Consider the following 12,642-nt stretch of genomic DNA (forward strand, 5'->3'; position numbering starts at 1 on the left):
CGTGCGGAAACTGCGCGCACCCTTCAGGAGATAAAGATGAACTATTCCAGTGAAGTCGAACGGGACTATGACGTCAGGGGTTGGTACGCCTCGGTCCAGGAAAGCCGGCATGACGGCGGCCAGCCTGGCGAGACCCTCGTCAAAGTCGCGACTGGCGTCGTCATACGCAATCCGTATGCCGGAAAGTTCGTCGCCGAACTGTCCGAGCTGACGAATCCGAGCGCAGCCATCGGTCATGCGCTCGGTGAGCGGGCCGTGGCGCTGCTCGGCAACAGGCCGGTCGAAAGCTATGGCAAGGGCGGTATCGCGGGCACATCAGGCGAACAGGAGCATGTCGTCGCCTGCATCACCACGGTGTTCGGAGATCCGCTGCGGCAGCAGGTCGGGGGCGGCAAGGCCTGGATTTCGTCGGTCAGCAAGGTCGCCGCCGCCGGCACATCCATCGATATCCCGCTTGCCCACAAGGACGAGCTCTACATCCGTTCCCACTATGATGCGGTCACCTTTTCCGTGCCGGATGGCCCGCGCCCCGATGAGCTTTTGATCTGCGTCGCCGTCGCATCGGGTCCGCGCGTGCATCAGCGCGTCGGAGGCAAAACCGTCGCCGACCTCAAGGTCGGTGTCTAGTTCGATCGAAATTGGCGAAGGACGAATTCCATGCCCCTGAACATCAAGGACCTCAAGATTACATCGGCTGATTTCAAGCCGCTCGGGAAATTGCGCGACGAGCATGCCGGCGACAAAGGCAATGTGTTGCCCAGGCTTACGGTCAGCGGCGTGCCGGCAGGCGCGAAGGAACTCGCGGTCATCTGCCATGATCCCGACGCGCCGTTGCCCAACGGCTTCACGCACTGGGTCGTCTACGGCATCGATCCGTCGACCACCGATCTTTCGGACGCGCAGGAAAAGTTCCGCGTCGGCCCCAACGGCGCCGGCGGCAAGCAGTATTACGGGCCTCAGCCGCCCGCTGGCCATGGCGAACATCACTACTACTTCTGGGTCTATGCCTTGGACACCCACGTCGAAGGGACACCCACCAGGGAGGAGTTCCTGCAGAAATATGCCGGCAACATCATCGAGCAGAATCGGATCGTCGGCATCTACGAAAACAAGTGAAATCCGCGGCGCCGGCGACCGATAACAACAACAAGAATGGTCGCTGTCACCGCAATGGGAGAATTGGAAATGAGAGACAACGGCCCCGTGCACCAGAAGGTCTTCGAAGAGCTGGTCACAGCGACGAAGATCCTTCTGAACGAAGGCATTATGGATACGTTCGGGCACATCAGCGCCCGTGACCCGGAGGATCCCGAAAGCTTCTTCCTGGCCCAGAAGCTTGCTCCGAGCCTGATTACCGTCGACGACATCCAGCGTTTCAATCTCGACGGCGAGACGTCGGATAACAGACCCTCCTATCTTGAGCGCTACATCCACAGCGAGATCTATAAGGCGCGGCCCGACGTTCAGTGTGTGCTCCACACCCATTCTCCGGCTGTCCTGCCGTACTGCTTCGTCGATACGCCGCTTCGGCCGGTCACCCACATGGGAGCATTCATCGGCGAGTCGGTCCCGGTCTACGAGATTCGCGACAAGAATGGCGACGAGACGGATCTCTTCGGCGGCAGCCCCGACGTCTGCGCGGATATCGCCGAAAGTCTCGGCAACCAGACCGTGGTCCTCATGGCGCGGCATGGCGTCGTCAATGTCGGCAACTCAGTGCGGGAGGTCGTCTTCCGCGCCTTCTATCTCGAACAGGAAGCGGCAGCGCTCACGGCCGGCCTGCGGATCGGCAATGTCAAATATCTGTCGCCGGGCGAGATAAAGACCGCAGGAAAACTCGTCGGTGCCCAGATCGATCGAGGATGGAATCACTGGTCGCAGCGTCTCAGGCAAGTGGGCCTTGCCTGATCCTTGAACATGGCCTGGAAGAGCTTGGTCCGAGCCAAGCTCTCCGGTCTCGATCTCGATAATTCTCTGGCGCCCGAGCGTCAGGCGAAAGCAACAAAACCATGCCGCACGCGGAAAGTTACGACTACGTTATCGTTGGGGCCGGATCGGCCGGTTGCGTGCTCGCCAACCGGCTGAGCGCCGACCCCCGATGTTCGGTGCTGTTGCTGGAGGCCGGCGGCTGGGATCGCGACCCCATGATCCACATACCGCTTGGCTGGGGTAAGATCCTGACGGAGCGCCGCCATGACTGGATGTATTTCTGCGAGCCGGAAGACAATGTCGGAGGCCGCAGGGTCGAGTGCGCGCGCGGCAAGGTGATCGGCGGGTCGTCGTCGACCAACGCCATGGCCTATGTGCGGGGCAATCGCGGCGACTACGACCGTTGGGCGGCGAGCGGGCTCGGTGACTGGTCGTACGAGAAGGTCCTGCCGTATTTCCAGAAGCAGGAAAGCTGGGAAGGGGGCGGCAACCGTTTTCGTGGTGACAATGGTCCGGTCAGCACCCAGTTCTGCCGCTACAAGGACCCGCTGATCGACGCCTTTGCTCAGGCCAGCGTGGAGGCCGGTTATCCGCAGACGGACGACTATAATGGCGAGCGGCAGGAAGGGTTCGGCCGCCTCCAGATGACGATTTCGAAAGGCCGGCGCAGCTCGACCGCGTCCGCCTATCTGCGGCCGGCCCTGAAGCGGCCCAATCTGACCGTCCTGACCGGAGCGACGGCGACGAAGATCACCTTGAAAGGCACCCGCGCCACCGGAGTGGTGATAAACCATGGTGGCGGCGAACGGACGGTCGTCGCCCGCAAGGAAGTGCTGCTCTCGGGCGGCGTCATCAACACGCCGCAACTCCTGATGCTGTCCGGCATCGGGGCGCCGGGGGAACTGGCGGCGCATGGTATCCAGACGCGGGTCAACCTGCCGGCGGTGGGCAAGAACCTGCAGGATCACGTCTCGGTCATCCTCATGTACCGACGCCGGGCTCCGGGCGGCCCTTTCCTTCGCAACATGCGCGCCGATCGGATCGGGTTCGATTTCGCCAAGACCTACTTCACGGGTCGGGGTTTCTCGGGCGATGTCCCCGGCGGCGTTGTCGCCTTCCTGAAAAGCGGTCCGGAACGGCCGTTGCCCGATGTGCAACTGCTGTTCACGGCGGCCCCGCTCGCCGCGTGGCCATACCTCAAGCCGTTCAAGGCGCCATTTCCGGACGGTTTCGCCACGCGGATCGTGGCGACGCAGCCTGAAAGCCGGGGGGCGGTGAAACTGGCCTCGGCCGATCCTCTCGCGGCACCGCTGATCCATCAGAATTTCCTCGCTTCGCCGAAAGACTGGGAGTCCCTTCGGGCCGGTTTCCGGGTGGCGAGGGATCTCGCGGCGCAGCCCTCCATGCAGCCCTTCATCGAGGCGGAGTTCTTTCCCGGTCCCAAATGCCAGAGCGACGAGGAGATCGACGAGCATATCCGCAAGACCTCCATCACCGTGCATCATCCGGCCGGGACATGCCGCATGGGGGCCGATACGGCCTCGGTCGTCGACCCGCAATTGCGCCTTCGCGGCGTCGACGGCCTTAGGGTGGTGGACGCGTCCGTCATGCCCGACCTGGTCTGCGGAAACATCAATGCGGCGGTGATCATGATTGCCGAGAAAGCCGCCGACCTCATCGCGGCATCAAAAGCAGCAACGGAAAGCAGGGCAGCGTGATGATCCAACGTATCGCCATCATCGGTCTGGGTACGATGGGGCCAGGCATGGCCGCCCGGCTTGCCAGGGGCGGCCTGCAGGTCGTCGCCTACGATGTTGCCCCGGCGGCGATCGAGCGCGCGGGGGCCATGCTGGGCGTCGCCGAGACCGTTCTGGATTCCCTGGGTATCGCGGTGCCTCCGGCCGGCGCCGGAACGGTCCGCTTCACGGATGATATCGCGGACGCGGTATCGGGCGCCGACCTCGTCATCGAGAACGTTCCTGAAAATATCTCGATCAAGGCCGATGTCTATCGCACGATCGACAGCCTGATCGCGTCGGACACGATCGTCGCGTCCGACACGTCGGGCATCCCGATCACCAAGCTGCAGGCGCATATCTCGCATCCGGAGCGGATGGTGGGCATGCACTGGTCGAACCCGCCGCACATCATTCCGATGATCGAGGTGATCGCAGGCGAGAAGACCGCGCCGCAGACCGTGACTGTTATCCGCGACCTGATCCGCTCGATCGGCCTGTTGCCGGTGGTGGTCAAGAAGGACGTTCCGGGCTTCGTCGAGAACCGCGTGCTCTATGCGCTGCTGCGCGAGGCGGTCGACCTCGTCGAGCGCGGTGTCATCGAGCCGGAAGATCTCGACACCTGCGTGTCCTGGGGCATCGGTTACAAGATCGCCGTGATCGGGCCGATGGCGCTGCTCGATATGGCGGGCCTCGATATCTACAAGTCCGTCTCGTCCTTCCTCAACGCCGATCTCTCCAATCGCGACGATGTCGCGCCGATGGTGCTGGAAAAGACGAATGCATCGAAGCTCGGCATCAAGTCGGGGGAGGGCATGTTCTCCTATACGCCCGAGCAGATCAAGGCGCTGCAAGGCGAGCGGGCGGGCAAACTCGTCGCCGTGCGGCGCATCCTGGAAGGCCGGGAGTAGCCAATGACACATCGTGCTCACAAGGCCGGTTGGATTGGGGCGCCGCATGGAGGACCAAACCATGCGCGTTGAGACCATTCGTGCAGCCGGCGGCCGGCCGGCCCATATCCGTCACGACGACCTGATCTCCGCCAAGGGCGTTTCGGTGGTCATGGCGAGGCAACTGGTTCTGCAGAACATCGATCTTTCGGTGCCGAAGGGATCGTTTGTTTCTCTCATTGGTCCTTCCGGTTGCGGCAAGAGCACCTTGCTCAAGGTTCTGGCCGGGCTGGTAAATCCGACAAGCGGCAGCGTTTCGATCGCCGGGCTTTCGCCAGTCGAGGCGGCGCGCAAGCGCATGATTGGTCTCGTCTTCCAGGACGCCAACCTGCTGCCGTGGAAGAATGCCGTCGACAACGCATCCATGCTGCTCGGCATCGCCGACAAGTCGCTGTCGCGCGCGGAGCTGCGGGCACGCGGACAGGAGATGCTCGAGCTGGTGGGCCTGGGCGATTCCGCCCACAAGCGTCCAAACGAATTGTCGGGTGGCATGCGCCAGCGCGTCGCCATCGCGCGGGCCCTGGCGCTCGATCCGGCGGTGCTGCTGATGGACGAGCCGTTCGGCGCGCTCGACGCTATTACCCGCGATTCGATGGGCCAGTCGCTGCTGGAGATCTGGCAACGCACGGGCAAGACCATCGTTCTCGTCACGCATTCGATCGACGAGGCCATTCATTTGTCCCGCCATGTCCATGTACTTGGGATCAAGCCCGGTCGGATCACCGAGAGCCTCGACATTGGCCTGCCCTATCCACGCGATCTGTCGGTGACGGAAGATCCGGAGTTCGTCAGGCTGGTGGTTCAACTGCGCACCATGCTGCGCGCCAGCCATCAACCGGGAGGCGCGTCATGAGCGATCAACCCATCACCAACCTCTCCGAGACGCGGCCTGCTTCCAGCTGGAGTGCGGCTACGGGCAGCTGGCTCCCGGCGGTCATACTTCTGCTGGCGACGATCGTCGTATGGGAAGCCGTGGTGCGGATCTTCGCCATCTCCGCCTACATCATTCCCGCCCCGTCCGAGATCGCGCAGTCGCTGGTCGCGCAATGGGCAACGCTGATGCAGGCGACCCTGGTGACGGCGGGCGAGATCCTGTTTGGTTTCCTTGTCTCCGTCGTGGTCGGCGTTGCCATTGCGCTGGTCATCGTGCGCTTCGACTGGCTGGGGCGAGCGCTCTACCCGCTGGTGGTGCTGTTCCAGAACGTGCCCAAGGTGGCGCTGGCGCCGATCTTCATCCTCTGGTTCGGCTACGGGCTCGCGCCCAAGATCGGCCTGATCCTGGTCATCGCCTTCTTCCCGGTGACATTGTCGATGCTGGCCGGCATGCAATCGGTCGATCGCTCGCTGCTGTCGCTGATGAATTCGGTCGGCGCCAGCCCGACGCAGATCCTGTTCAGGATCCGCGTCCCGCATTCGCTGCCGAACCTGATGGCGGGAACCAAGATCGCGGCCACGCTAAGCGTGATCGGCGCCATCGTCGGCGAATTCGCCGGCGCCTCGGACGGGTTGGGCTACGTCATCCAGTTCGCCTCGACCCAGCTCGACACCGCGCTGGTCTTCGCGGCGCTGCTGCTCGTCTCCGTGCTCGGCATCGCCTTCTACTACGCGGCCGAAATCCTCGAACGCATCGTGGTGCCCTGGGCACCCAAATTCAGCCAGGCCTAGGCCTCTCGATCAACCACCAACAATAAAAGGGAACAAAAATGCTGAGACGCTCACTTATCAAGGTAGCCACGCTTGCGGCATTTGCCGGGGCGCTTGGCTTCTCGAACGCGGCGCTGGCGGCGGACAAGGTCATTGTCCAGCTCGACTGGGTCGTTCGTGGCAACCACGCCATGTTCTTCGTCGGCAAGGAAAAAGGCTTCTTCGCCAAGAACGACATCGACGTCGCCGAAATCCGCAAGGGTTCGGGTTCGCCGGATGCCATGCGGCTGGTGGGCAACGGGAACGCGGATTTCGGTTTCGGCGATCTTCCCACGCTTGCCGTCGCGCGCTCGCAGAACGTTCCGGTGGTGGCGGTGGCCGCCGTCAACCAGCACTCGCCGCTGGCGATCATGTCGCTCGCCAAGACGGTGAAGCTCACCAAGCCGGCCGATCTCAAGGGCCTGACCATCGGCATCCATCCAGCCGGCTCGACCTACATATTCTTCAAGGGCTTCCTGGCGGCCAATGGCCTGACCGAGAAGGACATGACGCTGAACAGCGTCTCGCCGCCCTATGAGAGCTATCTGCTTCTGGGCCGGGTGCAGACGGTGGTCGGCTATGTCGACGCCGAGGTGCCCGAACTGGAGGCCAAGGCGGGCGGTCCGGGTTCGCTCAGCATCATGATGGGCGCCGACCATGGCTGGAAGGCTTATGGCTCTGGCCTGTTCACCTCGGAGGCGATGATCAAGGACAAGCCCGACGTCGCCGCCCGCTTCGTCAAGGCATACAGAGAAGCCTTCGACTATGTCGTCGCCCATCCGGAAGAAGCCGCCGAGATCACGGCGAAGGCTGCTCCGGGCTATGCGGACAAGAAGGATGTGCTGCTGGCGCAGATCAACGCCGACATCGCCTCGACCTTCACCAGCCCCGACACCAAGGACCATGGCCTCGGCTGGATGACGAAGACGCAGTGGGAGGAAACCCTGAAGACGCTCACCGACCAGGGCGTGCTCAAGACGGCCCTGTCGGCCGACGACGTCTTCACCGACAAGTTCCTGTCGAAGGAATAGGACACGATGTCCCGGGCGGACGCATCAATGAGCGCCTACCGGCACGCCAGGCCGTCCTGCAGCATGCTGCAGGACACCGCGCGCGCGCCCTTGGCGGCGTCGGTCCGGTCGAGCGTGATCTGCGCGCGGGTGGCGTATGCGCGGCCAGACAGGCCGCACCACAGCCGCTCGACCGGCAGGTTCTCGCGCTTGTCGTTGAGAATGGTGAAGGTGCCGGTCTTGGGGTCGAACCAGAGTTCGATGCGAGCGCTCTTGCCCGGCTCGATCGTGGCGATCCCTTCCGAATACCAGTGGGCAAAGTCGGCGTTGCAGGACACGCCTTCCGTGCCCGCATTCGAAATCGTCAACGGCACCATGTCGAGCCCGTCGGTGCCCTTGCGGACAATCACATGGTGCAACTCAACCGCGTTGGCGAGCGATGTGAACGCCAAAATCACGGGAAGGGCATAACGGATTTTCACTTTGCCTGAGCTCCATGGGGTAGTTTTCTCAGGCAGTCTATCTCGCTTCGGCGCAATAACAACAAGAATATTGATTGGAAAATCAAACAGAGAGGGTAATATGTTTAAGATCCTTAAGAGCAGTGTAAGTGCATTTATATTGTGCGGTGTCTTGATGGGCGGCGCGCTTGCCGGCGAAGTCAAGTCGATCGCCATCCTGACGCCCGAAGAGGGCACGGATTATGGCTGGAACCAGCAGGGCATCGATGCCGCCAAGGCAGCTGGCAAGGCCGCCGGTGTCGAGGTGGTGGTGGCCCAGGGCCTCGGCTATGGCGATGTCCGTCCGACGCTGCGCGAGCTCGCGTCCGACGGCGCCAGCCTGCTGATCGCGCATGCCAGCGGCTACAACACCTCGGCGCCCGAGATCGCCAAGGAACTGAAGGTTCCGGTGGCGATCGTCGACACGCCGAACGGCCTGGAGAAGGGCCTCGTCGCCGACTACACGCTGAGCGGTCACCAGGGCGCTTATCTGGCCGGCCGTCTCGCCGCCAAGATGTCGCGCTCGAAGTCGGTCGGCATCGTCGTCTCCGGCGAACCGCCATCGTGGAACTCGCAGTCGGCGGCGTTCGCGCAGGGCGTGAAGGCGGAGAACCCGGACGTCAAGATCACCTATGCGGTGATCGGGCCGGCCGCCTACAGTGACGCCGCAGGCGGCAAGCGCGTCACCGAAAGCGTTATCGCCTCGGGCGCCGACATCATCTTCGGCCAGGGCAACGGCTCCAGCTTCGGCATGCTGCAGGCGGTCGAGACGACCAAGGCCGCCGATGGCGGCAAGGTCTATTTCATCGACGTCATCGGCGACAAGTCGCCGATCGACAAGGGCTTCCTGCTGTCGTCGGTGGTGTGGAACATCGAACCGGTCTACGCGGCGATGATCGCCGACCTGAAGGCCGACACGTTCGGTACCAAGCACTATTCGATCGGCCTCAAGGACGATTCCGTGCAGTTGCTGAAGACCGCCGCCATCCCGGACAAGGTCTGGGGCGAAATCCAGGCGCTGCGCGAGGACGTCATTTCCGGCAAGATCAAGGTCGAGCCGGTCTATGACGCGGCCGCCGTCAGGGCGCTGATGACAAGCGTCGCCCAGTAAGGCGATCAAAGTCGGCTGCCGGAGGGGCGATCGGTTCGCTCCTCCGGACCGTTCCCATTTTCTGGTGCTGGGCTTTCATGAGCAGTCTTTCTTCATCGCCCGTCGATATCAGCGACATCGTCGCGCTTGAAGGCGTGACCAAACGCTTTCCCGGCATTGTCGCCAATGACGGCATCGACCTGTCGATCCGCCCTGGCGAGGTGCATGTGCTGCTCGGCGAGAACGGCGCGGGAAAATCCACCTTGATCGGCATGCTGTCGGGCCTGCAGCAGCCGGACGAGGGGCGCATCCTTGTCGACGGCAAACCGACGCCGATCACATCGCCGCGCCATGCGCTGGCGCTCGGCATCGGAACGGTGTTCCAGCACATGATGCTGGTACCCACCCTGACGGTCGCCGAGAACCTGCTTCTTGGCGGGCCGTGGTGGCAGCGTCCCAGGACCGAGGAGCTCGAGGCCCGCGTGGCCGAGATCACCCGCAGCCTCGGCATTACGGTGAAATTGCATGCCAGGGTTTCGGAACTCTCGCTCGGCGAGCAGCAGCAGGTCGAGATCCTGCGCGCCATGGTGCGCAACAGCCGCCTGCTGATCCTCGACGAATCCACCTCGATGCTGACACCGAAGGGCATCGAGGAACTTGGCGCACTGATGCGCCGCCTCGTCGAGCAAGGATTGGCGATCGTCTTCATCACCCACAAGCTCAAGGAAGCGGCCGCCTTTGGCGACCGCATCTCGGTGTTGAAGCTCGGCCGCAAGGTCGGCGAAATACCACCCGAACGGTTTCGCGCGCTGGGCGAACAGGAGATCATTTCCGAGATCGTGGAGTTGATGTTCGGCAAGCAGAAGGATGATCCCGAAGCGATCGAACGCCCGGCCCGCGCGGTCGATGCGCAAGCCGCGCCGCTGCTTCAGGTCGCGGATCTCACGGTCGCGCCGACCGACAATGCGCCCGGCCTGTCGTCGATCTCCTTCGACATCCGTCCGGGCGAGATACTCGGCATTGCCGGCATCGACGGCAACGGCCAGAAGCAACTGGCGGAGGCCTTGGGCGGCCAGCGCGTGGCGACCGGTGGTTCGGTCCGGCTGGAGGGCACCGCCATCGAGGGCCTGAGTGTCGGCGAACGCCGACAGCGCGGTCTTCGCTACCTGACCGACGACCGGCTGGGCGAGGGCACTGTCGGCACGTTCCCGGTCTCCATCAATTTCTTCCTCAAGCAGGTCGGCGCGGCGCCCTTCTGGCGCGGCGGCGTCGAGCAGCGCGCCGAGATCGACAAGCGCGCCGCCGAGCTCGTGCGCGAATACGATGTGCGCACGCCAAGCCTGAAGACGCCGGTCGCGCGGCTTTCGGGGGGCAACATCCAGAAGGTGCTACTGGCGCGCGAACTGGCCGAAGGCGCCAAGGTGGTGATCTTCAACAAGCCGACCTACGGGCTCGATCTCGCCAACACGCTGGCCTCGCGACAGCGCATCCGTGACACGGCGGCACGCGGCCTCGCCGTGCTCCTGATCTCCACCGACCTCGAGGAACTGCTCAGCATGTGCGACCGCATCGCGGTGATCGCCAATGGCGCGCTGGTCGGCACCGTCGCCAATGCCGACGACGCCCGCACCAGGGTCGGCCGCCTGATGATCGGACTTGCCGCATGAGCATCGACACCGCACCCGCCGCCAGCGCCACCGCACTCGATGCCACGAGCGGGGCGGCCACGCGCCGTGACATTCTGCATCGGCTGCTGATGACGATTGGGCCGATCCTTGCCGCTCTCGTCATCGCCGGCTGCATCCTGCTTGCCGTGGGCGTCGACCCGCTCGCCTACTATGGCTATGTGCTGGAAAAGGGCCTGTTCTCGCCGCTCGGCATCCAGCAGACGCTGACGCGCATGGCGCCGCTGCTGTTTCTCGCCGCCGGCCTGATCGTGGCCTTTCGCGCCGGCATGTGGAATCTGGGCGGCGACGGCCAGTTCCTGCTCGGCGCGGTCACCGCGGCCGCAAGCGCTCCGGTGCTGGTGCAGATATTGCCCGCCTGGCTGGCGCTCTTCTGTTCGTTCCTGATCGCCATGCTGGTGGCCATGATCTGGTCGCTGGTGCCGGCGCTGCTGCGCGCCTATCAGGGCGTCAACGAGATCATCACCACGCTGATGATGACGTTCCTCGGCACGTCGCTCGCCAATGTGCTGGTCAAGCTGGTGTTTCGCGATCCAGGCACGACCGTGCCACAGACCCGCACGCTGCCGGTGGAAGACCGGCTGCCGCGCCTGTTTGAAACCACGATCACCAGTGGCCTGCTGCTCGGCCTGGCGGCAATCATCATCGTGCATCTGGTGATGACGCGCACGGCATTCGGGCTGAAATTGCGGATCGTCGGCGCCAATCCGCGCGCCGCGGTTCATGCGGGGCTGGGCGTGCCCGGGCTGACCATCGCGGTCTTTGCCATTTCGGCCGGACTCGCGGGTCTTGCCGGCGCTGTCGACATCATCGGCGTGCAGGGCAATGTCCGCGCCGACTGGAACCCCGCCTATGGGCTGGCGGTCATTCCGGCCGTGTTTCTCGCCCGCATGAACGGCTTTGCCGCGATAGGCTTCGTGTTCCTGCTTTCGGTGCTGTCGATCGGCGGCGAGAGCGCGGCGCGGCGACTTGGCGTGCCCAATCATTTCACGCTGGTGCTGGTCTCCATCGTGCTGATCGTGCTCGCTCTCGCCGAGTATGTCGACCACCGCTATCACCAGTCGAGAAAGGCCTGACATGACCGGGCTGTTCAGCGAAGTCTTTCTCAGCGCGTTGCTGTTTGGCGCCGTCACGGCGGCCATCCCGTTGTTGCTTGCCGGCCTCGGCGAACAGATGTCGGAAAAGGCCGGCGTGCTCAACATCGGCATCGAAGGCATGATGCTGGCCGGCGCCTATCTCGGCTTCGTCGGCGCCTTCTATTCGGGATCGCTGTGGCTGGGCTTCCTCACGGGTGCGGCCGGCGGCATTGCGGTGGCGCTGATCATGGCGCTGCTTTGCGTGCGCATCGGGCTGAACCAGATCGTCATCGGCATCGCGCTGACGCTTGGTCTCGAAGGTCTGACGGCGCTGCTTCACCATTTCCAGTTCTCGCGCAGTTATCCCCGCCTGCCGGCGGCGGACGCAACCGTCATTCCGCTGCTGTCGGACATTCCGATCATCGGCCCGGCCTTCTTCAAGCATCATCTGATCGTCTATCTGGCGGTCGCCCTTGTGTTCGGCATGGGCTACCTCTACCGGCGCACGCAGCTCGGCCTCAATCTGCAGGCCGCCGGCGACAAGCCGGCCGCGCTCGACGTTGCCGGCATCGACGTCATCAGGACCCGAACCATCGCCGTGCTGACGACCGGCGCGCTGGCCGGGCTCGGCGGCGCCTATCTCGCCAATGTCGGGGCGGGCCTGTTCATTCCGTTCATCACCAATGGCGCCGGCTTTCTCGGCATCGTGCTGGCCATGCTGGCGCGCGGGCGTCCGGTCTGGGTGCTCTTCGGGGCGCTTTTGTTCGGCGTCTGCCTGTCGCTGACCACGGCCATGCAGGTGGCGGGCATCAACATCCCGACCGACGTCATCCAGATGCTGCCGTTCCTGGCGGTGATGATCATGCTGGTGCTGTTCGGGCGGCGGGCCAGCCTGCCGGCGGCGCTCGGCATTCCATACGAGCGCGGCGCGCGCTGACAGAAACCAGATGCGCGGATGGGACCCGCGCCGGAAACGGAGGCAA

The 12,642-nt window shown here is 63.8% G+C and carries 13 protein-coding genes; 12 read left to right on the top strand and 1 reads right to left on the bottom strand.

Annotated elements, in window-relative coordinates:
- Window positions 1–36: 36 nt before the first annotated feature.
- The 8 genes from EN850_RS07795 to EN850_RS07830 all read left to right on the top strand — a co-directional run bounded on the left by EN850_RS07795 (window position 37) and on the right by EN850_RS07830 (window position 7,329).
- Window positions 37–627: an amino acid synthesis family protein gene (locus EN850_RS07795; protein WP_136090944.1), complete on the top strand. Its 591-nt coding sequence runs from the start codon at window positions 37–39 to the stop codon at window positions 625–627.
- 30 nt (window positions 628–657) lie between these two features.
- Entirely contained in the window at window positions 658–1,116 is a 459-nt protein-coding gene (locus tag EN850_RS07800; protein WP_127275690.1) for a YbhB/YbcL family Raf kinase inhibitor-like protein, read from the top strand.
- Window positions 1,117–1,152: 36 nt separating this feature from the next.
- Window positions 1,153–1,908 (top strand): class II aldolase/adducin family protein, encoded by a 756-nt coding sequence (locus tag EN850_RS07805; protein WP_246689163.1) that lies wholly within the window; start codon window positions 1,153–1,155, stop codon window positions 1,906–1,908.
- 101 nt (window positions 1,909–2,009) lie between these two features.
- Entirely contained in the window at window positions 2,010–3,647 is a 1,638-nt protein-coding gene (locus EN850_RS07810) for a choline dehydrogenase (RefSeq protein WP_136090945.1), read from the top strand.
- Window positions 3,647–4,576 (top strand): 5-formyl-3-hydroxy-2-methylpyridine 4-carboxylate 5-dehydrogenase, encoded by a 930-nt coding sequence (fhmpcd1, locus tag EN850_RS07815; RefSeq protein WP_136091009.1) that lies wholly within the window; start codon window positions 3,647–3,649, stop codon window positions 4,574–4,576. Before EN850_RS07810 ends, fhmpcd1 begins: the two co-directional genes overlap by 1 nt.
- A 61-nt stretch (window positions 4,577–4,637) precedes the next feature.
- Entirely contained in the window at window positions 4,638–5,468 is an 831-nt protein-coding gene (locus EN850_RS07820) for an ABC transporter ATP-binding protein (RefSeq protein WP_135865500.1), read from the top strand.
- Window positions 5,465–6,280, top strand: a complete 816-nt coding sequence (locus tag EN850_RS07825) for an ABC transporter permease (RefSeq protein WP_135918931.1) — start codon at window positions 5,465–5,467, stop codon at window positions 6,278–6,280. The genes EN850_RS07820 and EN850_RS07825 overlap by 4 nt, the downstream gene beginning before the upstream one ends.
- A gap of 38 nt (window positions 6,281–6,318) precedes the next feature.
- A complete protein-coding gene (locus EN850_RS07830) occupies window positions 6,319–7,329 on the top strand; it encodes an ABC transporter substrate-binding protein (RefSeq protein ID WP_136090946.1) in 1,011 nt (336 codons plus the stop codon).
- A 35-nt stretch (window positions 7,330–7,364) separates the two neighbouring features.
- Here the strand turns inward: EN850_RS07830 and EN850_RS07835 are convergent, their stop codons facing one another.
- Window positions 7,365–7,790: a hypothetical protein gene (locus EN850_RS07835; RefSeq protein WP_135865494.1), complete on the bottom strand. Its 426-nt coding sequence runs from the start codon at window positions 7,788–7,790 to the stop codon at window positions 7,365–7,367.
- Between the two features lie 100 nt (window positions 7,791–7,890).
- Here EN850_RS07835 and EN850_RS07840 point away from each other — a divergent pair, with 100 nt between their 5' ends.
- The 4 genes from EN850_RS07840 (at window position 7,891) to EN850_RS07855 (ending at window position 12,596) form a co-directional block, all read left to right on the top strand.
- Window positions 7,891–8,919, top strand: coding sequence for a BMP family protein (locus EN850_RS07840; protein ID WP_127869825.1), 1,029 nt, complete (start codon window positions 7,891–7,893; stop codon window positions 8,917–8,919).
- 77 nt (window positions 8,920–8,996) lie between these two features.
- Window positions 8,997–10,565 (top strand): ABC transporter ATP-binding protein, encoded by a 1,569-nt coding sequence (locus EN850_RS07845; protein ID WP_136090947.1) that lies wholly within the window; start codon window positions 8,997–8,999, stop codon window positions 10,563–10,565.
- Window positions 10,562–11,659 (top strand): ABC transporter permease, encoded by a 1,098-nt coding sequence (locus EN850_RS07850; RefSeq protein WP_127869823.1) that lies wholly within the window; start codon window positions 10,562–10,564, stop codon window positions 11,657–11,659. Before EN850_RS07845 ends, EN850_RS07850 begins: the two co-directional genes overlap by 4 nt.
- A 1-nt stretch (window position 11,660) precedes the next feature.
- Window positions 11,661–12,596 carry an ABC transporter permease gene (locus EN850_RS07855; protein WP_127869822.1) on the top strand — a complete coding sequence of 312 codons (936 nt, stop codon included), beginning with the start codon at window positions 11,661–11,663 and terminating at the stop codon, window positions 12,594–12,596.
- Window positions 12,597–12,642: the final 46 nt, after the last annotated feature.

Origin of the sequence: Mesorhizobium sp. M8A.F.Ca.ET.207.01.1.1 (assembly GCF_004794715.1) — a bacterium.
GTDB lineage: Bacteria > Pseudomonadota > Alphaproteobacteria > Rhizobiales > Rhizobiaceae > Mesorhizobium.